This is a genomic window from Abiotrophia sp. HMSC24B09, assembly GCF_001815865.1.
Lineage (GTDB): Bacteria > Bacillota > Bacilli > Lactobacillales > Aerococcaceae > Abiotrophia.
This window is the reverse complement of sequence record NZ_KV822195.1, coordinates 138,392-161,227: the sequence shown is the minus strand read 5'-3', so window position 1 is coordinate 161,227 and position 22,836 is coordinate 138,392. Positions and strand designations below refer to the sequence as shown.

Genomic DNA, 22,836 nt, shown 5'->3' with positions numbered 1-22,836 from the left:
CTACATCCTCTCTAGCTTAGTAGGCCCATTCGCCCTTGCGGAAGATAGGAACACGTGTCCCATCCGCCTTGATTCCGTCAATATCCATATGTTCATTCCCAATCATGAAGTCAACATGGACAATCGAACGGTTGAGACCGGCTTGCGCCAACTCTTCTTGGCTCATGTCAGTCCCGCCTTGAACCGAAGTCGCATAGGCTTGCCCAATTGCTAAGTGGTTGGAGGCATTTTCGTCGAAGAGGGTATTGAAGAAGGTGATACCTGATTGAGAAATAGGTGTTTTATGGGCAACTAGGGCAACTTCCCCAAGGCCACGAGCCCCTTCATTTTCTTCTACCAGGCGTTTGAGCGTTTCTTCCCCTTTTTCAGCTGATACTTCCACAATTTGGCCGTCCTTGAAGGTAAATTTCATGCCTTCGATGACTGTCCCACCGTAAGCCAATGGCTTAGAGCTCGAAACATAGCCTTCAGCGCGACGGAAATCAGGTGCTGTGAAGACTTCTTCAGTAGGCATGTTAGCAATGAAGATTTCACCTTTACGGTTAAGGGAGCCCGCACTTTCCCAGACATGGTTCTTAGGTAAGCCCAAGACTAAGTCAGTCCCCGGCCCAGTATAGTGAAGGGCATCAAATTGTGTATCGTTCAAGAACTTGGCTTTCTGATCTAAGGTTGCAACATGTTGATCCCAAGCCGCGATTGGATCATCAGCATAGATACGGTTGGCCTTGAAGATAGCTTCCCAGAGGGCATCTACTTGTTCTTGGCTTGAGGCCAAGTCAGGAAAGACGACTGCCGCCCAAGCTGGTGCAGCCCCTGCCGCTACCAACCAACTCACTTCATTAGCTTGGATAGCGGTTGACACATGGGCAATAGCCGAACGCAAGGCACGTTGTGACGCACTAATTTTCTGAGCGTCTAAGCCAGATAGGTTGTTAGGGTCAGTTGAGCGTAAGGCAAGGCGCTTAGCACGTTTATCCAAGAAGTACTCTGCTTTGGCTACAGCGTAGTCAGGTACCTCGCACAAGGTTTCTGTGCTTTCGTACTCGTATTTGAGACGGGTTAAGGTATCATCAGAAAAGTCAACCGCAACATTGGCTGCCCCTGCTTCATAGGCTTGCTTGACCAAGAGGTGAGTCAATTGAATTTGGTTAACATCGGTATTGATGTGGACATAATCCCCAGTCCCCACGTTCAAGCCCTTCTTGATTAAGAGATGGGCATATTTGGCTAATAATTCATCAAAATTTGCTAAAGTCATAAGTTCCTCCTTGTATCTATCTTATTATTAATTGTCAGCTAAAGCGTCGGCTAAATCTTGAGCCAGACGTTCTAATTCGGTCACGGCCTCATCTTCTGGGTAGAGGTTAACCTTGACGCTAGCGCCAGCTTGGCGAGCTCCTGCTTTCTTGAATTGTTCTTCCAGGGTATCAACTGCCCCACAGAAGACTTCATAGAACTCGTCCCCAGAACCAAAGACCCCAAAGACCTTACCTGATAAGTCTAATTGACCTAAGTCTTCAGAAAAGTCTAACATTTCATCAGGCAAGACACCGTCCACACCATAGGTATAGGCTCCCGCGATACAGCAGTCATAGTCTTCAAAGTCCGCTGCTTCGGCTTGCATGACATCATGTAGGGTGACCTCAACCCCGTGTCCTTCTAAGGCTTCTGCCAGAATATCTGCACAGGCTTCAGTGTTTCCGGTCAAGCTTGCATAAATAATTAATGCTTGTGGCAACTAACCCGCCTCCTTCATCTCAATACTACTCTTTTATTATAACAAAGTTAGGCACAAAAATATACGCTAGCACTCATTTTTTATAGAGCTTACAAAAATAGTTAACAAGTAGACACCTATTTCTTGTCTCTTACGAGTAAACTAATAGTACTTAAAGTCCAAAAAAGGGACTGGAACTTAGGTTCCAGCCCCTCCCGCTTATGGTTGGTTTGGCTTGTAACTTTCAATTGTTGAGCGTGTGGCTTCTCTCGTTTCGAAATAAGCATTCATCACATCCCGGGCAATGCGGGTAGAATCTCGCCCGGTAGCGTCAGCCGGTAGATATGGTAAGACCACGCTGACCGCAATTTCAGGCTTATCATAAGGTGCGTAGCCAATATAAGTAGCGTTAACTACCGGATTATTGGTCGCGTATTGAATAGGTCCAGCATAAAAGGCTTCATCCGTCCCGGTCTTAGACCCAACCTTGATAGGGTAATTCATGAAGAGGTAATGAGCTGTCCCGTCCATTGTATGGGAAACTTGATACATCCCTTCATGAATGCGATCCATAACAGATTTTTCAACTGGCACTACGTTCATGACCTTAGGTTCAATTGTCGTTTCTACTCCACCTAGATGTCCATTGGCATCTGTATTGCGGATTTCCTTAACCAAACGTGGTGCATAACGAACCCCACCGTTGGCAATGACACTAGCATATTGCACTAATTGCAGCGGCGTATACAAGTCAAACTGCCCGAAAGACAAGTCCAAGATGTTAACCAGTTGTTCTGACTCAGGTAAGTAACCAACAGACTCACTCGGAATATCAATCCCAGTTTTAGTTCCTAAACCAAACTCGGCAAAGTACTCACGCATGGTATCCAAAGTCTTAGGATTGATATCCAACTTACCGTCCTTAGTATATTCGTTCTGTCCACCCATTCTCATGGCGGTCTTAATCATGTAGATGTTGGAAGACTTTTGCAAGGCTTCAATATCATTAATATTGACTTGACCCGTACGGTTGAAGACGGAACTCTTTTCAGCAGAGGCCTGGAACTTCATTGGTTCATCCAAGATGGTATTATTATTTAGGCTGAGCGCGCCCGACATGTAACCCATAGCCACCATGGCAGGCTTAACCGAAGACCCCATACCATAGGAGGTGTTGAGAGTCCCCAAGGTGTCATCTTCGATAGTATCATAATCATAAGAGTCGGTCGCTTGGTTGTATTTGAATCGTTTACCAACCAGAGCTAAAACATCCCCATTATTGGGGTTAAGCACGGCAATGTAAACCCGATCGTTCAAACCACGGTTTTCAATTTTCTTAAGCGAGCTTTCGGCAATCTCTTCTAATTTCTTCTGGAAATCGATGTCCATGGTCATGACTAAGTTGTCACCCTTGGAGCCTTCGTAGACGACTTGTTTAGCCAAGACATCATCGGAAGAGTCGGTTACAATCTTAGATACCGACTTTGCACCATGTAAAACGTCTTCGTATTGTTTTTCTAGATAACTGATCCCTACCCGGTCATTCATGGCATAGCCACGAGCTAGGTACATTGAGGCTAATTCACTTGGGAGACCGCGTTGTTCTGAAGATACTTGACCCAAGATAGAACGCATCATTTCCCCTTGTGGGTAGACCCGTTGCCAATCCGTCCCAATCTGAATACCTGGCAATTCACTTAAATGTTCACTGACCCGAGCAATTTCATCAGGCGTTACATTCTTATTTTTGACGGTAACTGTTGAAAGCGAGAAAGCACTATTCATACGTTTGAAAAGGACAATTATCTTAAGTTCGGACTCTGAATATTGAATATCATCTTCAGTTACAGCGGCTAGTTGAGCCTCATAGGCTTCTGAACCAGCTAATTTACGTTGTTCAGCTGTTAAACGGCCATTGACGGTATCGGGATTAGTCACGACGAAATAATCTTTCCGGTCCCGCTCGGTTACTTCTTGCGTTGGAACATCAACCAAAGAGGCTAATCGACGTGCAACTGCAATAATATCCTTGGCTTGAACTTTAGAATCACTGTCACGGGTATAAAGAATAGCCCGTTCAGGCTGGTTACCGACCAGGACTTTCCCATTGCTATCGTAAATCATCCCTCGTGGAACAGAACCTGTCGAAGTAGTGGACTCGGTCCGTTCAACCATTCGTTTGAACATTTGCCCATTATAGAGTTGGATATAGCCCAAGCGTACGAAAAGGGCCGCAAAACATAAAAAGGAAATCATTAATAGAAGGTTCAAACGAAAGGGAATATGGGATTTATTCTTCGGTTTCTTTAACTTATAACGTGGCATTTCAGCACTCCATTCCCTTCATAATATTCTAAGCTTCTCTATTATACCAAAAGAATTCATCAAAAGATAATAGTTCATCATAAATCCATAAAAAAAGCTAAAAAGCCGCCTCATTAAAAGGTGCTATTAAAGTCAAAATTTGGTAGAATAGATAAGAATGCTAGAAAATTTGGAGGTATTTATGAGCCAGCACGTGAACCAGCATGCCATGCCTCGCTTGGCCCGCTATAAACCCTATCTACTTAACCTTGGCCTAACCACACTTATTTTAATGGGCTTAGCCATCTTCAAAGGATTTACCCCTTTTGGCTCCAATTCCATGCTAACCATCGACCTGGGCCAACAATATATTGACTTTTTCAGTCTCTTTCGCCAGACCCTGACTCAAACGCCGGAACAATTCCTCTACAGCTTCCAAAAAGGCTACGGCGGAGAGATGATTGGAGTTTGGGCCTATTATCTTATGAGTCCCTTCAACCTGATTTTACTGCTTTTCGACGAACAACATCTGGCTGCAGCAGTTACCCTCTTAACTTATCTCAAATTGGCAGGAGCCAGCCTGACCTTCTTCTATTTTGCTCGCAAAAAATATCATACCAATACGGTTATGGGCAGCCTCTTTGCCAATGCCTATGCCTTAATGAGCTATACCTTTACCTATATGCTCAACATCATGTGGTTTGACGTCTTAGTCTTCCTGCCACTGATTGCGCTAGGTCTAGACCGCATCATGACTCAACGTCGCAGCAAGCTCTATGTCATTATGTTGGCCGTCAGCCTGATTTCCAACTACTACATTGGCTTTATGATGTGTATCTTCCTAGCCTTCTATGCCGGTTATGTCATCTTCGAGAAGTTCCCTAAGGTGACGATTAAATCCTTTATCCAACACTATAGTGACTTCGTCATCCAGTCCCTGATGGGAGCTGCCATTAGTGCCATGATGTTGATCCCCACCTTCATGGCCTTGCTCAGCAGTAAAGCAACCCACACCAAGACCGACTGGAATTGGGATGTCGCCCATAATCTAGAGGCGATTGGTTCCAAACTTTTCCTTGGCTCCTTCGTTTTCGACGAGATTAAGAAAGGTTCGCCAAACCTCTACTCTTCTATCTTAGTCAGTCTCTTCGTAGTCTACTACTTCTTCATCCGCAAGATTCGTTGGCAAGAAAAAATCGCGGCCATCGTGGTCTTGATTCCTTTCTATTTAGGTTTCCACTTCAAAATCTTTGACCGCTTGTGGCATGGTGGCCAGTTCCCAATCTGGTACCACTTCCGCTTCTCCTTCTTGACCACCTTCTTCCTTATCATTTTGGCTCTCAAAGCCTTCCAAAATCGCCGTCAGACCTTGGCCTACTGGCAAAGCATCCTGATGATTGTGAGTGTCACGGTCTACACCTATTATTACTATGGACGGATGTCAGACTATAAATTCCTTAAGTTGAATGCCCTCAACCTTGATCTTAGTAACCTGGGTGCAACCAAGATCGAAGCTAATTTACTCTTAAGTTTAATCTTTGCTCTCATGATTATTTTGGTCCTTCACTTCGAATTTCTCCATCCTAAGCTCATGCAGGTAGCTCTACTTGCGGTTGTAGCCTGCGAGATTTTCACTAATGGCGCTTTGATTCTTCAAGAACTCAGCTATGTTCAACTTTCTAAGTTTAACGACTATGTGGCGATTTTAGATAAGTCACTTACCGGCCTCCGAAACCCGTCTGATGACTTCTACCGAATTCATTCCACCTATCAGCGTTCTAAAAACGAGGCCATGTACACCCATTTCAATGGCATGAACCACTTTGGCTCCACCATAGATGCCAACGCACCTAAGCTCTTTGGCTATTTAGGTCTTCCTCAAACATCTGGGGTCGTAGAATATACTAACGGGACCCTCTTCACCGACGACCTTTTCAATATCCGTTACCTCTTGGATCCTTCCAAGGATACAGCAGCCAATACCAATCCTGATCAATATAAACTTTACCAAGTGGCAACTGATCTGGATATTCAGGCTTATCCGACCATTGATAGTCAACCTCGCTATGTTGTCCACGAAAACACGGAACGTTTAGGTTTGGGGATTGAAGTCTCTAATCAATTAACTTCTGAAAATAACCCCTTGGTGAATCACCAACCTATTCAAAACCAAGAATACTTGCTTAGTCTGGTTGACTATAAGGGAGCGGGCCAACCTTACTTTACCGAGCACGAACTCGAGGAAGAAGCGCCCGTCAATGTGACCATTACTAACCGTGGCGATGGTGACTACTTAACCTACTCACGTAATAGCGAATCTAGCAACAGTGATCTGACAAAATCTAAGTCATCTCACTACTTCAGTTTCCGCTTCAATACAACTAGCGAAAATCCTTACTACTTCACTCTACCTAGCCAATATGATGGCGAGAAGACCAAGCTGGATCTTAATAGTGAGGCCTACCACTTCTATGGGACCTTCTCCTACCGTCAAATCACTAACGCATCCTACAAGAAAATTCAGGATAATCAAGAACTCAAGGTTCGTCTTGAAAAACCAGAATTGAAAGCTAACCTACCAAAACTCTACGAGTTTGATAAGTCGCGCTATGATGCTATGATTGCGAGCAAGCAAGACCATCTCTTCAAAGTAACGAGCTTCAAACATAACAAGATAACGGGTACTATTAATACGGAACAAGAAGAAGGCTATCTGCTCTTCACTATTCCTTATGATAAGCATTGGCGCATTACGGATAATGGCCAACCTGTCCAAGGCATCTCAGTCTTAAATGACACCCTACTGGCTATTCCAATTAAGAAGGGCGACCACACCATTACCCTTCACTACTTCCCAATGCCTGTATGGATTGGCTTAGCTGTCAGTCTCTTAGGTATGGCTGCCTTCGTCTTAGATCAGACTTGGCTCAAGAAATACCGTAAGCCATTGGAAAATGCTAGCGCCTAACTAAAAAAAGTCCGCCAGTTGGCGGACTTTTTCTTTGTCGTTATTTCCTACTAAGCAAAATGGAGCTGGAATACTTCCAGCTCCATAAGCTTCTATCTTATTCTTGGAAAAGTCCACCTAAAGCCACTTGAGCTTCTTCGTTAGTCTCAGGTGCTTCACCAATTTTATAGTGGGCCCGAACACGTGCTTCGATTTCTGCTTGTACTTCTGGATTGTCCAAGAGGTATTGTTTAGCAGCTTCACGACCTTGCCCAATACGAGCCTCGCCGTAGGAGTACCAAGAGCCTGCCTTGTTGACAATATCTAAATCAGCTGCCATATCGACTAGCTCACCCACCTTAGAAATCCCTTTACCGTAGACAATGTCCACTAGGGCTTCCTTAAATGGTGGCGCCACCTTGTTCTTAACAACCTTGATTTTTGCACGGCTACCAATCACTTCGCTACCGTTCTTAATCAACTCAGCCTTACGCACTTCTAAACGAACAGTCGAGTAGAATTTGAGGGCACGACCACCTGGTGTCGTCTCAGGGTTCCCGAACATAATCCCTACTTTTTCACGCAATTGGTTGATGAAGAAGCAGATGGTTTTGGTCTTATTGACGTTACCGGATAATTTACGAAGCGCTTGAGACATGAGACGGGCTTGTAAGCCAACATGGGCATCCCCCATCTCCCCATCAATTTCAGCGCGTGGTACCAAGGCTGCAACCGAGTCAATGACAATGATATCAACCGCCCCTGATGTCACCAAGGCATCGGCGATAGCCAAGCCTTGTTCACCTGTATCTGGCTGGGATAAGAGCAATTCATCAATGTTAACCCCTAAAGCTGCAGCATAATCTGGGTCCAAGGCATGCTCAGCATCAATGAAGGCAGCCAAGCCCCCTTGTTTTTGTACTTCGGCAATGGCATGGAGGGCTACAGTAGTCTTACCAGAAGACTCTGGACCATAACATTCAATAATTCGACCTCGTGGATAGCCACCTACCCCTAAGGCAATATCTAAAGCCAGGGAACCTGACGGAATGGTCGAAATTTTGGTGTCGACTTTTTCACCCAGACGCATGATGGAGCCCTTACCAAAGCTTTTTTCAATATCTTTTAGGGCCTTATCTAGGGCTTTTTTGCGATCTTCATTCATTCTTTAACATCTCCTCTTTCTGAACTCTTCTATAGTTTACCTAAAATCTCGACAAAAAGCAAGCAAAACAAGAACATTTGTTCTGATTCTTTTATTTTAGCTTAAATGCTTATGTAAGAGGCTTAAAGCTTCATAGACGACAATGCTAGCCTGAACCTGGTAAGGTCGCTGGCCTAGGTAGACCGGTCGCTCTAGGCGTTGACCAGCCGGAGTGACTAAAATCAGCATTGCCTGATCCTGATCTAGCTGATAGTTAGCTAGGTAGAAAGTGCCTTGTTCGGCGCCCTGGCCAAGAGAGGCTAAACTCGCTTCTAAGTTTGCTTCTGTCACTTCTTGAATATAGCCTCGCTGGTAAACAGCCGCCTCAGGATCTTGCTGGCGTAGGCGACTTGCTAGCTGACCGTAGGTAAAGCCTTCTAAACTTACTAGTCGCTGTCCTTGATCAGCCATTTTTTCTAAGACATAGCCCGCGAAATCAAAGTCTTCCCCCTGTCCCATGTAATAATCACCAGCCAGGCCAATAAGCTCCTGAGCCAAGGCCTGGTTAAGGTCCTGCGCTTCTTGGGAGGTCGCAGCATTGGCTGTCAAACGCACCGCGATATGACGTGGCTTGGCATAGAGCCCTAGGGTAGGATTGCTTTGCTCTGCAATGGGTTGGGCCAAAATTTGGGCTAGTTTGGATTCCCCGATGCCAAAGAAATTAAGATAGAGCGACTCCATGGCCTCTTGCTTACCTAACTGTTTAGCTAAATCCGGTAGGACTTCTTGCTTGAGCATTTGATTCATCTCATAAGGCGGACCAGGCAAGAGAATGTAGGTCACCCCTTCATGTTGGTAGACAGAACCACATGCTAAGCCATAGGCATTCCACAGGGCCTTGCCCCCTTTCAAAGTAAGAACCTGCAGCAAGTCAATTGGCACACATTCCCGCCCCTCATGCGCCAAATGCTGGTTTAACTTAGCCAGTTGACGCGGATCCTCTTCCAAGGTCGTCCCGACAAAGGCGGCCACCACTTGCTTGGTAATATCATCATGAGTAGGGCCCAGACCGCCAGTTAAAATGACCAAGTCTGAACGCGAATGTGCCAGCGCTAAGGCCTGGGTCATACGTTCCCAGTTGTCTCCTACTGTCTGTTGATAATAGGTACCAATACCAATAGCTAATAATTGCTTAGCAATATCACTCGCATTACTGTTGACCACATAACCCATTAAAAGTTCTGTTCCGACTGAAATAAGTTCTGCCCTCATCATACCCCTCCTTATATATATAGACCAAAAGCCTAGCTGTCGCATTTTTTTTGCAGGCCTTTTTCACTTCTTTTATTATAGCCTATCCCTGAAGCCTTAGGCTAGTAGGATTGCTTAAGGTTTAAGGCTTTATACATATTTTATAAATCAGCCAGTCAACCCCTGCTAAAGCCATATAAAAAGCACCTAGCTAACTAGGTGCTTGAAACTTAGTTTTCAAGATAAATTTCCTGAGGTCTTAAGGTCTGTTTGGCCTTCCAGTTGGCCACTAAGAAGTCTGCTAAAATCAGGGCCGCAATTAGGACCAAGCTGACTGCCAAATAAATCACCCAGAGTGGGCTACCCGTTATAAAAGGTGGTTCACTGAGCAAGCCATAATTGCCACCTGTCAGTATATTAACCAGCACTAAACCGGCATTAATCGCCAAAGTGATAACTGCCAATTGCCAGCGTTTGAGTAGATTAGGTTGATAATTTTTGAAGAGGTAGATAAGGGCATTGACCCACAAGGCGTAGTGTCCCACTAAGAAAGAAAAACTGGTAACATGCGGGAAATCATAGGGATCAAAGACCGGATAGACCAAGGCGAAGAAGGCACCACTAGCCCCGAGTAAAGCGAAATATTGCTTGAAACGCGATTTACCTGGCCATAGAACCAAGGCAAACATGGCCAAACGACAATGATAAAGTGGCAAACTATTTGAGATAGGTAGGGAATAAACCACATACCAGGTATAGAGAACGGTCAATTGGATAATTTGTATAATTCGGAAGGTCTTAACATAGGCAGGATCGCGATATTTTCGTAAGCTAGTCCAACCGAGCGCGACCAAAAGTCCGACAATGACCAAGAACCAGCCCAAGGAAATGGCAGGCGGCGCGGACTGAGTAGTTGTCAAAAAATCTTTCATAGGCGAAAGGCCTCCTTATAACATGATCTTGCTCATCATATAATGTCACAGGTCTCTGAGCCATGTGTTCCTTTATTATACCCAGTCCACCCTTTTCTCGCAAGAGGAACTTTGCCACAAAAAAGTTGCTTGTTCCAAGCACCTACATTGTCTAATCTAGGACTGATAGGTTATAATACAAGTGAATGAATTGGAGGTATCCCATGAAAGAACAACCTATCCTTTTAACCCTCTTTGGGGCTACGGGTGACTTGGCTTTTCGCAAGCTCTACCCTGCTATTTACCAACTTTATCGCAGCGGCCGCCTATCTCAGAATTTTGCTCTGATTGGGACTGCCCGTCGTCCATGGTCTGATGAGCATTTCCGTCAAGTCATTATAGACAGTGTAGGCGCTCAGGCGCTTAGCCCTGAACACGTTCAGGAATTCGCCTCCCACTTCTATTACCTATCCCACGATGTTCAAAACACCGAACACTATGATCAACTCAAAGAATTGGCAGACCGACTCGATGCCACTTACCAAACCCAAGGTAATCGCCTCTTCTACCTGTCCATGTCCCCTACCTTCTTCCCTATTATTGCTGAGCATATTAAATCGCAAGGTCTTTTGGCATCAGGCTTTAACCGTCTCATTATCGAAAAACCATTCGGGCATGACCTGGCTTCTGCCCAAGAATTGCAAGACAAACTCAATGTGGCCTTCGATGAATCGCAAATTTACCGCATTGACCACTATCTGGGTAAAGAACTGGTTCAAGCTCTCTACCACTTGCGTTTCCACAACCAACTTTTCCGTCATACATGGAATAAAGATCATATTGCCAGCATCCAAATTTCCCTTCCTGAAATGGTGGGGGTTGAAGAACGAGCGGGCTACTATGATCATTCTGGCGCTAGCCGCGATATGGTTCAAAACCACATGCTCCAACTGCTCGCCCTGCTGACCATGGCAGAACCTGCCTCCAACCAAACAGCAGATATTCAGGCAGCTAAATATCGTAGCCTAGCCAACCTACATCACTATTCTGACGCTCAAGAATGTCAAGCTTGTGTAGTTCGTGGCCAATACAGCGCCCAAGGCGAACTCAAGGGCTATCTAGAAGAAGACGGCGTCGATTCTGCTTCCCGTACGGAAACTTATTTTGCAGCCAAAGTAACGCTAGACTTACCAGAATGGGAAGGTGTTCCTTTCTATCTAAGGACCGGCAAGCGCCTCAATCAGAAGGCAACCATGGTGGATGTCCTCTATCGTCCAACCCAAGAAGGCTTGGAAGGCGACCAACTCCGCATTGAAATCGCCCCTGACCTGGGCTATACCCTCTGGCTCAACACCAAAGCTATCGGCTACAGCCAAGATAGCCACCGCGTGCCACTCAGCTTCCGCTACAACTCAGAAGAATTGGCAGAAAGCCCAGATGACTACGCCCGCTTAATTTTCGAAGCTAGCCAAGGCGATCGCGAACACTTTACTCAATGGTGTGAAGTAGCTGCTGCCTGGAAATTCTTGGATAATATTCAAGCCTATTGGACTGCCGATACTGAGACACCACTAGCCCAGTATCCAGCTGGCAGTCATGGCCCTCAAGAAGCCGATGACCTCTTAGCCCGCGACGGCTTTGAATGGCTCCTTAAATAAGATGAAAAGAGTTTAGGACCTGAGCCTAAACTCTTTTTTTGCTGTCTTTGAGCTAGTGGTCTACTTTGAAAAGTGGGCCGGCTCTGGGTTTTTGTGGCGTTTTGAGGCAATCGGCTACTTTCTTGGCGTGCTAGTGGTCCACTCGGCGGAGTGGACCACTAGCTCTGGACATTTGTAGCTTTTTGAGGGAAATCTGCCACTTTCTTGACGCGCCAGTGGTCCACTCGGCCGAGTGGACCACTGGCTCCATCTTCCAGACACAAATAACCCATTATATCATATATGATATAATGGGTTATTCTTCATCATGTTAAACTTCTTGCTCAAGCTCTTGGCGATATGCTAGAACAGCTTGCGTTAACTCTTCTACAATGGCTTGTCGCTCAGCTAAACTGTGGGCATTAGCGCCACTAGCCATGGGATGGCCACCGCCATCATAATTGGCTGCAATCCCATTGATGACAGGCCCTTTGGAACGAATACGGCAACGATAGTGGTCGCCATTGCCTTCTTGTTGAACGAAAATGACCCAAGACAGGACGCCTTCGATACGACCCGGCAAGGTCACCGCAATCTGGGTTTGTTCTTCGCTGATGCCAAATGTCTTAATGTCTTCTTGGCTAATGGTCACCCAAGCAACGCCAGCTTCATTAATGGACATGGTCTCAAAGATATGGCCTTGGAATTTGGCTTCTTCAAAACTCAATCGCATAAAACGGTCGCTAATTTCAAAGGATGAGAAGTCATATTGCTTGAGCCAAGCCGCGACTTCCAAGGTCCGTGAGGTGGTGGACTCATAGAGGAAGCGAGCCGTATCAGATACCATACCAGTATAGAGCAGGCGCGCTGCTTGATCCTGCATAGGCAGCTGGTCACCTAGGTGGCGACTGATTTCAGCAATGATCTCGCAGGTAGAACTGGCAATGGGGTGGACAATTTGAAGTTGCCCATAGTCATCAACAGGAGGATGGTGGTCAATTTTGACCAAAGTCGCACCCTTGTCATAATGATCGCCGTCAATCCGGGGTTGGTTGGCGGTATCACAGACAATAACCAGGGCACCTTGGTAGTCGGCAGCTGTCACCTTGTCCATGGAGCCAATCCACTTGAGCCCTTGGGTTGTCGTGCCGGCTGCTAAAACGCGTTTGTCAGGGAAAGTCGATTCAATCAGCGACTTGAGTCCTAATTGGGAGCCGATGGCATCCGGATCAGGCCTCACATGGCGGTGAATGATAATGGTTTGGGCTGCTTGAATTAATTGGATGAGGGCTTGCGCCTCGTGATGTTCAATATACATAGTAGTTTTCTACTTCCTTACTCGCTAAACTTAATTACGTTCAATCATTTGGCTGGTAATAATGGCCTTGGCCACCAGACTATTCTCGTGGAAAACATCCACCTGGGTCAGGGCTGCACGACGGTTGTGGTTGAAGACATGGCCCTTAAACTGAATTTCATTGCCGATTTGGATTAGGTTGAAATAATGAAGGTCAATCTTCTCAATGACACTGTTGAGATGGGTCAACTCAAAGACCTTGCGATCCGTCACTTGGGCAATCAGTTCCGTCAGAACCCCATAGGAAATAGTCCCAAAGTTGCCAATCATCTGCGGTTGTACGAAGGCTTGGAAATCGTAGTCCGTCACTTCACTGGCCACTTCTAACTGGGCCGTAATGTCTTCTTCAAAGGTATGCACCATTTGGGGTTGCTGTTGGACCACTTGAATGGCCTTGGAGACTTCTTCACGCGTCACCACCCCAAGCAGTTGGAGGTTATCTTCCACCACCGGAATCATCTCAATATCCTGCCAAATCATCTTATGCGAGACACTGGCCACCGACATATGCGTCTTAACAGTCACGGGATTTTTGGTCATGACCCGCTCCAGCTGAATGGATTCTTGCTTACCTTGGACATCCTTAGCAGCCACAACCCCAATCAGACGATGGTTATAGCAGACAGGGAAACGTTTCTGGCCCGTTTCTTCCATCAAGCGATTGAAGTCAGCTACCGAATCACTTGGCGCTAGAAGTGGCACCTGGGATAGCGGTGTGTAGATATCCCGAATGGTCATGATTTCCTTCTTAATCATCTGATCCGCCATGGACCGGTTGATGATGGTCGCTACCGTAAAGGTGTCGAAGGTGGTGGAAATCACTGGCAAATTACGTTCATTGGCCAAACTAATGACCTGGTCACTGGCCTTGAAGCCCCCGGTAATGAGCACCGCCACGCCCTTTTCCAAGGCGAAGAGTTGGACATCTTCCCGGTTCCCTACAATAATCAGGGAATCGTCGGTGAAGTAACGCTCCATGGCGTCCTTAGTCATGGCCCCAATGATGAATTTAGACAGATGTTGGGTTAGCCCTTGGCTGCCGCCTTGGACCTCTCCTTCAATAATTTGCACCACTTCACCAAAGGTTAGCATTTCCGGCGAATATTTTTGCTTCTTCTCAATACGAATGGTTCCAACCCGCTCAATGGTCGAGACAATCCCTAGTACTTCGGCGTCCTTAATGGCCCGATAGGCCGTCCCTTCACTCATCTTGAGATGCTTGGCAATCCCTCGAACCGAGATTTTATCCCCGATGGGGAGGGATTCAATGTATTGGATAATCAGATCATGTTTGGTTGCCATATCGTCACCTTCTCTTTAGATACAAAAATAACTGTTATACTTCATATTATAACAGTTATTTTAAAAAGTAACAGACCTGTTTTACATTTTTTCAAAAGATAATTGTGTATTAACCTTATCGAGCTGAATTAGCCCAGCCGTTGAGACGCCTAGCAGGCGGACAGTCTTATGCAAATGACCGTGCAGCTCCCAGAGTTCCTGCACCGCTTGGCTAATCACCTCCACATCTTGGCTAGGAGAGCCCAAGGATAGTTGACGCGTTAAGGTCTCGAAATCATCATAGCGAATCTTAAGCGTCACGGTCTGAGCGTGGAAATTCTTGGCCTTTAAGATTGCCACCACCCGCTTAGTCAGCTGGGTCAAGGCATCTAGAACCCCCTCTTCTTCCGCCAGAAACTGAATGAAGGTAGTCTCCTTGCCAATGGACTTGCGCTCACGATGGGGCTGGACCGGCGCATCATGGACCCCCCGCACCTTGTAGTAGAGGGATTTTCCCATTTTACCAAAATGTTCAATCAGGTCTTCTAATTCAATTGCTCGCAAATCCGCCCCTGTCATAATCCCCCTCTGGTGAAAATAAGGCACCGACTGTCGCCCCACCCCATAGAACTTATCAATGGGTAGGTCATCTAAAAATTCCAAGGCTTGATCAGGTGTCACCACCGTAATGCCAAAGGGCTTACGGTAGTCAGAGGCAATTTTGGCTAGGAACTTGTTATAAGACACCCCAATCGAACAGGTTAGGTTGAGTTCTGCCTTAATCTGGGCTTGAATACGCTGGGCTAAGTAGGTCGCACTTTGAATGCCTAGCTTATTATGAGTCACATCCAAGTAGGCCTCATCCAGGGACATGGGTTCAATCAAATCCGTGTACTGGGCAAAAATTGCCCGAATCTGCTGAGACACTTCCTGATAGTGGGACCAATCGCCCGCGATAAAGACCGCATGGGGACAGCGTTTGAAGGCTTCAGCAGCCGTCATGGCCGAATGAATACCATATTCGCGCGCCTTATAGTTGCAAGTGGAGACGATGCCCCGACCTCCGGTTAACTTAGGATGCTTGGCAATCACAATAGGTTTGTGAGCAATCGCTGGATTATCCCGCGCCTCGACATTGGCATAGAAGGCATCCATATCTACATGTAGTATCTTACGCGATGTGTCCGGCACCGGATCCTTAAACTCTAAAATCCCATAGCGCATGATGCCCCTCCTCTCCCCTGTCATACTTCTCCTCTAGTATACGAAAATTTGTTCGTGTTTTCAAGTGGTGAGCTTGCCCCAGATAGCAATAAAAGGCAAGTAGCTAGATAGCTTGCTTGCCTTTTTATCATCATTTCACTTCGAAAAGTTCACGGTAGACCTGTTCACTGCCAAACTGGCGAGGCTCCACTCCTATCAGAGTCAAACCCGCCAGTCCCAAACCAACTAAAGCTTGGCTCAGTTGAGAGGCAGATACAAGAAAGCTGTAATCCGATAAGCGGCGAATCCAATCATCGGCTAACTTTTCTTGAACAGTTACCACATAGTCACTCGTTTCACTTTGGGCCAAAGTGCGTTCAATAATTTGGCCTTCTTTGACGAACAGAATTCGGCGAGTCATTCGGTCGATTTCGTCAAGATTATGCGAAGAAATCAATACCGTCATTCCCTCTTCGCGATTAAGTTGCATCACTAACTCACGAATCCGAATCAGGCTAGTAGGATCTAAGCCATTGTAAGGTTCATCCAGAAAGAGTACTTGTGGCCGGTGGAGAATAGCACATGCAAAGAGCAAGTGTTGTTTCATTCCCAAGGAATAAGTCCCCACCGCTTGATCTAAATACCCTATCATTCCTACTCGTTCAGCCGTTTCAATAATGCTCTCTTTGGAGAATCCCTGGGCTAAGGCTATATACTGAAGGTGGTCGTAGCCCGTTAGCTGTGGATAGAGAACACTATTATCTTGCATGAACCCAATCTTACGATAAAGAGCTTTACCTGCTGGCATGTAAAGCCCAGCTACCTTTACTTGTCCCTCCGAATATGGCAATAAGCCCGTTAAGGCTGACAGTAAAGTCGTTTTACCTGCACCATTAGGTCCCACTAAGCCTACTACTTCCCCGGCCTCAATTTGAAAATTTACTTGCTTCAAAATCGCTTTACTGCCATAGGCAAGGCTCAGATTTTTCACTTCAATCATATATGGTCACGTCCTTTCAGAGTAGAATGCAAGCACATATTCAAAAACAAGCCTGCAAGACCACAGACTACTAGGCCAGTCCAATGAGTCAAAAGACCTTGACCTAAAGAAACAGAGAGGCGTCCGTCCAATACCGGGGCTAAATCCAAATAACGGAAGGGACTCATAGCCTGTGCCAGACTAGGCAATAAGAGAGTTGCCCCATAACCAATACCTAAGATTCCAGCGACTAAACTAATATAGATTGCAGTCGACTTAACCCATCTAGCAACAAAATGGCAAAGGCTATTAATAAAGTAAGTAACAGCAACAAACAGCGCGAAAGCCTCTAGATAGTAATACCAGCTAGGCATTATCTCAAAAAATTGATGAGTACTTGGCACACGCAAGCGCTGACCAATCAAACCACCCCACTGTTGGCCATCTACTAAATATCTGACCTGAGGCAACTGAATATGACCTAAACCTGCAATTAAACTACCAGCCAAGGCAAGTAAGATAACTGACCCTAGCATTAGCAGAAATACCTGTTGAAGGCTTATGCGTCGACGCAACTTAACGAGATGCTTCCTTGCTAGAGGCAAGGTTGCCTGGAATCGCCAGCGTCCGGTTTCTTTATCTAGCACAGTAGGTGCTACTAGGAAAATTACTAAAATAACCCAGAGTCCTAAATAGAGACGATCTTCAAATAAGTTACCGACTATTCCTAGTGCAGTATAAGATTTCATAGGCTTGCTGACACGCGCTAGATAGGCTTCAAAGACCGCAATATCAATCGAAAGTGGTGGCTGGTCCTCACCACTTCTTGGTGATTGCTCATAATTTGGAATATAGAGCGTCCAATATGGACCACCAGGTAGCTGAAAATCAATCCCATAATTTCGTTTCCACTCGGCTAACTGATAATTGATGTAAGCATTCGGCATAAAAATCCAGTCACGGATTGGCAATAACGTTCTATCACCTTTGCCTTGTAGGAAATCAACATCCTCTTTCAGTTCATCGTACTCCATTTCCGTGGCTAACTTGGTTTTCCCTTGTTTAAGCTCCTCAACAAGAGCTTCTTGGCGTTGAAAACTTGCTAACGCTGCCTGATAGAGTTCTTCCGTTGGATAGGCCTGACGATAATCACTCAGATTAATCTTAAGAAACTCAGATTTTTGCGCAATGTTAGCTGCTTGTAATTGGTGGTACTGAATCCCCTGTGAAACGCCATAATAGAGGAAAAAGGCCAAGATGCACAAGCAAATTTGCCACCAAAGGTGACCTCTTAATAGTTTCAGCCATTCAAAACTTGTTTGGAAACGGCTAGAAGATAAATCGTAACGGCGACGCGCTCGACCACGTTTAAGTACTGCATAGGATAGGGTTACTATCACCCGCCAGACACCAAGTAAGAGACCGAAAAGAATAACCACTGTATAGAAAAATTCTAGGCTTGACTGGTGTAAAACAAAACCATTAATATCCCAGTAACTAAAAATAGAATAAAAAGGATAGAAATCAAAGAGGCGACTAAACTCAGCTAATAAAGTAACCGATACACCTAGACCTAGCCAAACTAATAACAGCTCTTGTACCCATCGATTAATAAGTAGCAAAATAAGCCAGAAAAGAATTACCAGTCCTAACCAGAATAAATAGAGAGCCAAGATTCCCTGCCACAGGGGCCAACCAGGTGCCATAGGATAATGAAGTAAAGCCGTAAGGGGAAGTTGGTCAAAAAGAACATGATAGATAGCCCACCCAACTGCTATCGACAATCCATAACCTAATCCCAGGCACAGGAACACACCTAAGCGTCGGCTTAGCAAACGACTATAAGGTATAGGTAAAGTTTTGAGAAAAGCCTGCTGATTAGCGAAAAAATCTCTTAGAAGTGGTAATCCTACTAAATATGAGAACAGCAAAAGTAGTGGAATTCCCAATAAATAAGGAGAGAGTTGTGTCATTAGATAGCTGGATTCTCGCGTTGTCTTAACATCCAAGCGACCGATTTGGTAATTGACTTGCCATTCGATAACAGGTAATTCTGCTTCTATCTGTTGACGCGAGATACTCAATAACTCCTTACCCTGATTATTGAGAGCTAATAGGGTTCGCCATATAGAGAGCTTGTCCTGGTTCACTCGATCCCATTCTTCATAATAGGCCGCCACACTGTAATCAAAACGTGTCTTTTCTGCTTCCTTCAAGCTAACTAAAAGGGGATTATCCTCTGAAACCCCCTGCCTTTGCATGTTGGAGATGGACCAGTTCAAATCTGAAGCCAAACGATTGGCCTGTTGACGCTCTTGATGTCTTAGGTCATGACTAACCTGTCCACGATATAGTCCTAGCCCTAACATGGTCACAAGTGGCAAGATTAAGAATAAGTAGACAAAGCGATGATTCTTGATAAAGTGCCTAAGCTCTAGTTTGAACATTTTGCGACCTCCTTAACGCTAAAATAGGTATAGATTAAAAAAACATTAAATATTAGTTAGATTGTATCCGATTTCCCACTTGATTTCAAGATAATTTTATCCCACTTGAATAAAATCTATTGTCTGTTAAGCCAATGTTCGTAATTGAAGTATTTATTAGAATAGCTTATACCCTAAATACTTCTATCTTTGAATCCCTCTACTTATTCACTTAATCCATTCTCTAATCCTATTGCACACTTAAATTCTTATTGGCCAATCTACAGTTCTCTATAAATTAGATTAATTACTTTTCCTAGTCACCTTTACTTTAGCAACAACTATCACTGTAAAGTGACCTCTTAATACAAAAAAGCTGAGACCTAAGTCTCAGCTTCTCTATGCGCTAGTCGAATATTAGCCCAAACGTGATGCTACCTTATCCCAGTTGACTACTGAGAAGAAGGCTTGGATATAGTCTGGACGACGGTTTTGATAGTGGAGGTAATAAGCATGTTCCCATACATCTAAACCTAAGAGTGGCTTAAGCCCTAATTCTAATGGTGTGTCTTGGTTAGCGGTAGACAAGACTTCTAAGTGACCGTCACGGTCTACAAGCCAAGCCCAACCAGAACCAAAGCGAGTCGCAGCTGCCTTAGCAAAGGCTTCTTTGAAGGCTTCAACAGAACCAAAGTCGGCTTCTAAGCGAGACTTGAGGCCAGCAGGAATAGCTGCTTCTGCACTTGGTGCTTGTAGGCTTTCCCAGAAGAAGCTATGGTTGAAGTGACCCCCACCATTGTTACGGACAGCTGTTTGGATGCTTTCAGGCAAATCCTTAAGGTTAGCGACTAAGTCTTCGATAGACTTAGCTGCCAAGTCAGCATGGCCTTCTAAGGCTGCATTCAAGTTGTTAACGTAGGTTTGGTGGTGTTTGGTGTGGTGAATTTCCATGGTGCGCGCGTCAAAGGCTGGTTCAAGCGCATCATAGGCGTATGGCAAGGCTGGTAATGTAAATGACATGGTCATTCCTCCTCGGATATAGTATATCTAGATTATATCATGCTCAGTAGAATAGACAATTATTTTGCACTTGGTAGCGTTTATTTCACAAACTCAAAGCATGAAAAAAGCCCCTTATTCGCTAAGAATAAAGGACTTTAGCAAGGCTGACTCTCAAAGTCGTAAGGGCTGATTCCCTCCATGCCAATCATGGGATCAATTTGGTCGATCAAATCCTGACTTAAGCGGAAGGACTCTTGCTGCTTAGGTGCCAAGTCTCTTGATTGAACCGCAACCGAAACACTTGTCGCAGGACTAGCTTGAGGCGAGGCCTGGTCTGTTGCACTAACTTCAACTTTTTCAGCATCTAGGCCTAAAACTTGGCTCTCTCCTGACGATAGCTCTTGCTCTACCTTCTCTCCCTGCGTCAGCCCAGCTAATTTAATTTCTAGCAGGTCCTTCAGGTTGGTACGGCGTGGATCACGATTCTGACTAACCGCTTGGACATAAGCGTCCGGGTCCCCCACCAAAACCAAACTTGCCTGTGCTCGGGTGACCGCTGTATAAAGCAAGTCCTGACGCAACATGCGATAGTAGGCATCGACCAGAGGTAGAATAACTAAGGGATACTCGCTCCCCTGGGATTTGTGGACCGAACAGCAGTATGCCAAGGTCAACTGATCGAAATCTGACCGTCGATAGGTCAGTTCCTTATCGTCATCAAAGGCTACCACGACCTCTTCGCTCCCGCTATTAGACGCCTGTGCTGAGAAGACACCGACGATTTTCCCGATGTCCCCATTATAGACGCCTTCTTCCGCATTGTTGACCAACTGAAGCACCTTGTCTCCCAGACGAAAAATTTGGTCAAAATACTCTAGCTGAGGTTTCTTGCGGCTAGGCGGATTGAAGAGCCCTTGCAAGAGTTGGTTGAGGGCCGTAATACCCGCAGGCCCCTTATACATAGGCGCTAAAACCTGCAGGGTATTGGCATCAAAGCCCCTAGTCAAGGCGTGGCCTACCACCTGTTCCACCACTTGGGCTACCTGCTGGGTCTTACATGGGATAAAGGAACGGTCAGGCTGTCTCTCCATTAGGTTCTGCGGTAGGCGCCCCTGTCGAATCTGATGGGCTAGTTGAATAATGGAACTATCTTGGGCTTGGCGATAGATTTTAGTCAGACTAATCGTAGGAATCACCCCAGACTCAATCAAATCTGAAAAGACTTTACCTGGCCCGACCGAAGGCAATTGATGCTTATCCCCTACCAAAATAACTTGAATTCGGTAGCCAATGGCCATCCAGAGCCAATTCATTAACCAGGTGTCTACCATTGACATTTCATCCACTACCAGTAGCTGACCTTCCAGTGGCGTCGGATCAAAACCTTCCACTGTGGTCTCACGATTGAACCCAATCAGTCGATGAATAGTTGAAGCAGGGATATCGGTCATTTCCTGCATACGCTTGGCTGCTCGACCTGTTGGGGCGGCTAACAGGACGGGGCCAGTCTGATAAGGATTGGTCACATCGCCCTGATGATAGCCATGCAAGAGCCGGTGAAGCGTCAAAATTCCCCGTATCAAGGTCGTCTTCCCCGTACCTGGACCACCTGTAATCACGGAAAGTGGCGATTGCAAGGCTAGGATCATGGCCTGGCGTTGCGTTTCATCATAGTCGATTCCCGTCTCGCGGGCTACTTGATCTAGCTTGCCTTCAATTTCTGCCTTGCTGAAAGTCTCTACTTCTTCATACTGGAAGAAGTCACTAATACGTCGGACGATTCCCATTTCCGCGTGATAGAGACTTGGCAACATAATCCCCTGGTCCAAGGAATAGAGTGTCCCTTCCAAGATAGCCAAGTCCAAGGCTTCTGCTAGGCGCTCTTCCTCAATCAGATAAGAGCGACTACGTTCTAGAATCTTGGTAGCAAGCGCCAGCAAGCGTGGCCGCTGGACATAGGTGTCCCCTGCCCGCAAACAAACTTCAGATACGGCCGTATAGAGACCTGCCACCAAACGCGTGACAGCGTCAGCCTCAATACCTAGTTGCTCAGCCAAGGCATCAGCCTTATTGAAGCCAACCCCTTCTACCTTGGCTACTAGGGCGTAGGGATTATCCTCAATCGTAGCCAGCGTTTGATCCTTGAAGGTCTGATAAATTTTATCCGCTAGCTTAGGTCCAAAACCCCACTCTGTTAGCTGCAAGAAGATGCGTTCAGTCCCCTGATGTTGGAGCAAGGTTTGGGCTAGCACTTGGCGTTTGTCTGGTGTTAGGCCTTTGACCGATTTGAGGCAGTCAGGATCTTGCAAGATTAAATCAATGGCTTCCAATCCCAGCTGATCCACAATCCTTTGGGCTAGAGTTTTACCAATCCCAGTGAAGCGGGCACTAGAAAGAAATTCTACTAGACCAGCCTCAGAGGTTGGCGCTACTTGTTGGTAGCGACTAACCGCAAATTGCTCGCCATAACGCGGATGAACGGTCACTTGGCCAAAGAATTCATAGGCCGTATCGAGATGCAAGGCTGCAAATTGACCCGTACAGGTAACATAGTCCTCGCTTACTAGGTCGCTGTCGGACTCTAACACCTTCACCCTTAGCACCTTATAAAGATTCTGTGGGTTTTCGAAGAAGACCGACTCAACTTCGCCAATCAAATGTATTTGCTCAGCCATAA

Annotated in this window: 15 protein-coding genes; 2 read left to right on the top strand and 13 right to left on the bottom strand. The window is 45.8% G+C overall.

From position 1 onward, the window contains the following. Positions 1 to 16: 16 nt before the first annotated feature. The 3 genes from HMPREF3093_RS01925 to HMPREF3093_RS01915 form a co-directional block, all read right to left on the bottom strand. Positions 17 to 1,258, bottom strand: coding sequence for an aminopeptidase (locus HMPREF3093_RS01925; RefSeq protein WP_070755355.1), 1,242 nt, complete (start codon positions 1,256 to 1,258; stop codon positions 17 to 19). A 27-nt stretch (positions 1,259 to 1,285) separates the two neighbouring features. Then, entirely contained in the window at positions 1,286 to 1,738 is a 453-nt protein-coding gene (locus tag HMPREF3093_RS01920; protein ID WP_070755354.1) for a flavodoxin, read from the bottom strand. Between the two features lie 198 nt (positions 1,739 to 1,936). Next, positions 1,937 to 4,042: a peptidoglycan D,D-transpeptidase FtsI family protein gene (locus HMPREF3093_RS01915; RefSeq protein WP_070755353.1), complete on the bottom strand. Its 2,106-nt coding sequence runs from the start codon at positions 4,040 to 4,042 to the stop codon at positions 1,937 to 1,939. Between the two features lie 181 nt (positions 4,043 to 4,223). On the opposite strand from HMPREF3093_RS01915, the gene HMPREF3093_RS01910 reads away from it, so the two are divergent. After that, the gene (locus tag HMPREF3093_RS01910) at positions 4,224 to 6,989 is read left to right on the top strand and encodes a YfhO family protein (protein WP_180363250.1); all 2,766 of its coding nucleotides are present in this window, start codon (positions 4,224 to 4,226) and stop codon (positions 6,987 to 6,989) included. A 97-nt stretch (positions 6,990 to 7,086) separates the two neighbouring features. Here the strand turns inward: HMPREF3093_RS01910 and recA are convergent, their stop codons facing one another. From recA to HMPREF3093_RS01895, 3 genes are all read right to left on the bottom strand, one after another. Continuing rightward, a complete protein-coding gene (gene recA / locus HMPREF3093_RS01905; protein WP_070755352.1) occupies positions 7,087 to 8,133 on the bottom strand; it encodes a recombinase RecA in 1,047 nt (348 codons plus the stop codon). Between the two features lie 96 nt (positions 8,134 to 8,229). Continuing rightward, a complete protein-coding gene (locus tag HMPREF3093_RS01900; RefSeq protein WP_070755351.1) occupies positions 8,230 to 9,384 on the bottom strand; it encodes a molybdopterin-binding protein in 1,155 nt (384 codons plus the stop codon). A 209-nt stretch (positions 9,385 to 9,593) separates the two neighbouring features. Then, positions 9,594 to 10,295 (bottom strand): YwaF family protein, encoded by a 702-nt coding sequence (locus HMPREF3093_RS01895; RefSeq protein WP_070755350.1) that lies wholly within the window; start codon positions 10,293 to 10,295, stop codon positions 9,594 to 9,596. Positions 10,296 to 10,498: 203 nt separating this feature from the next. Between HMPREF3093_RS01895 and zwf the strand changes: the two genes are divergently transcribed. Then, positions 10,499 to 11,932 (top strand): glucose-6-phosphate dehydrogenase, encoded by a 1,434-nt coding sequence (gene zwf, locus HMPREF3093_RS01890; protein ID WP_070755349.1) that lies wholly within the window; start codon positions 10,499 to 10,501, stop codon positions 11,930 to 11,932. A gap of 310 nt (positions 11,933 to 12,242) precedes the next feature. On the opposite strand, the gene HMPREF3093_RS01885 is transcribed toward zwf, so the two are convergent. The 7 genes from HMPREF3093_RS01885 to HMPREF3093_RS01855 form a co-directional block, all read right to left on the bottom strand. Beyond that, positions 12,243 to 13,229 carry a DHH family phosphoesterase gene (locus tag HMPREF3093_RS01885; RefSeq protein WP_070755348.1) on the bottom strand — a complete coding sequence of 329 codons (987 nt, stop codon included), beginning with the start codon at positions 13,227 to 13,229 and terminating at the stop codon, positions 12,243 to 12,245. A gap of 30 nt (positions 13,230 to 13,259) precedes the next feature. Continuing rightward, positions 13,260 to 14,570 (bottom strand): DRTGG domain-containing protein, encoded by a 1,311-nt coding sequence (locus HMPREF3093_RS01880; RefSeq protein WP_070755347.1) that lies wholly within the window; start codon positions 14,568 to 14,570, stop codon positions 13,260 to 13,262. Between the two features lie 81 nt (positions 14,571 to 14,651). Continuing rightward, positions 14,652 to 15,773, bottom strand: coding sequence for a DNA polymerase IV (gene dinB / locus HMPREF3093_RS01875; protein ID WP_070755346.1), 1,122 nt, complete (start codon positions 15,771 to 15,773; stop codon positions 14,652 to 14,654). A 130-nt stretch (positions 15,774 to 15,903) separates the two neighbouring features. Then, positions 15,904 to 16,752 (bottom strand): ABC transporter ATP-binding protein, encoded by an 849-nt coding sequence (locus HMPREF3093_RS01870; RefSeq protein WP_070755345.1) that lies wholly within the window; start codon positions 16,750 to 16,752, stop codon positions 15,904 to 15,906. Further along, positions 16,749 to 19,178: a hypothetical protein gene (locus tag HMPREF3093_RS01865; RefSeq protein ID WP_070755344.1), complete on the bottom strand. Its 2,430-nt coding sequence runs from the start codon at positions 19,176 to 19,178 to the stop codon at positions 16,749 to 16,751. Before HMPREF3093_RS01865 ends, HMPREF3093_RS01870 begins: the two co-directional genes overlap by 4 nt. Positions 19,179 to 19,574: 396 nt before the next feature. Then, on the bottom strand, positions 19,575 to 20,177 hold the full coding sequence (locus HMPREF3093_RS01860) for a superoxide dismutase (RefSeq protein ID WP_035363867.1): 603 nt from the start codon (positions 20,175 to 20,177) through the stop codon (positions 19,575 to 19,577). A 137-nt stretch (positions 20,178 to 20,314) separates the two neighbouring features. Then, positions 20,315 to 22,834 (bottom strand): SF1B family DNA helicase RecD2, encoded by a 2,520-nt coding sequence (locus HMPREF3093_RS01855; RefSeq protein WP_070755343.1) that lies wholly within the window; start codon positions 22,832 to 22,834, stop codon positions 20,315 to 20,317. Positions 22,835 to 22,836 lie beyond the last annotated feature (2 nt).

Coding starts and splice junctions, on each gene's coding strand:
- HMPREF3093_RS01915 (WP_070755353.1), bottom strand. CDS start 4,042: ATGCCACGTTATAAGTTAAAGAAACCGAAGAATAAATCCCATATTCCC.
- HMPREF3093_RS01855 (WP_070755343.1), bottom strand. CDS start 22,834: ATGGCTGAGCAAATACATTTGATTGGCGAAGTTGAGTCGGTCTTCTTC.
- recA (WP_070755352.1), bottom strand. CDS start 8,133: ATGAATGAAGATCGCAAAAAAGCCCTAGATAAGGCCCTAAAAGATATT.
- HMPREF3093_RS01910 (WP_180363250.1), top strand. CDS start 4,224: ATGAGCCAGCACGTGAACCAGCATGCCATGCCTCGCTTGGCCCGCTAT.
- HMPREF3093_RS01865 (WP_070755344.1), bottom strand. CDS start 19,178: ATGTTCAAACTAGAGCTTAGGCACTTTATCAAGAATCATCGCTTTGTC.
- HMPREF3093_RS01870 (WP_070755345.1), bottom strand. CDS start 16,752: ATGATTGAAGTGAAAAATCTGAGCCTTGCCTATGGCAGTAAAGCGATT.
- HMPREF3093_RS01885 (WP_070755348.1), bottom strand. CDS start 13,229: ATGTATATTGAACATCACGAGGCGCAAGCCCTCATCCAATTAATTCAA.
- HMPREF3093_RS01880 (WP_070755347.1), bottom strand. CDS start 14,570: ATGGCAACCAAACATGATCTGATTATCCAATACATTGAATCCCTCCCC.
- HMPREF3093_RS01895 (WP_070755350.1), bottom strand. CDS start 10,295: ATGAAAGATTTTTTGACAACTACTCAGTCCGCGCCGCCTGCCATTTCC.
- HMPREF3093_RS01860 (WP_035363867.1), bottom strand. CDS start 20,177: ATGTCATTTACATTACCAGCCTTGCCATACGCCTATGATGCGCTTGAA.
- dinB (WP_070755346.1), bottom strand. CDS start 15,773: ATGCGCTATGGGATTTTAGAGTTTAAGGATCCGGTGCCGGACACATCG.
- HMPREF3093_RS01925 (WP_070755355.1), bottom strand. CDS start 1,258: ATGACTTTAGCAAATTTTGATGAATTATTAGCCAAATATGCCCATCTC.
- HMPREF3093_RS01900 (WP_070755351.1), bottom strand. CDS start 9,384: ATGAGGGCAGAACTTATTTCAGTCGGAACAGAACTTTTAATGGGTTAT.
- zwf (WP_070755349.1), top strand. CDS start 10,499: ATGAAAGAACAACCTATCCTTTTAACCCTCTTTGGGGCTACGGGTGAC.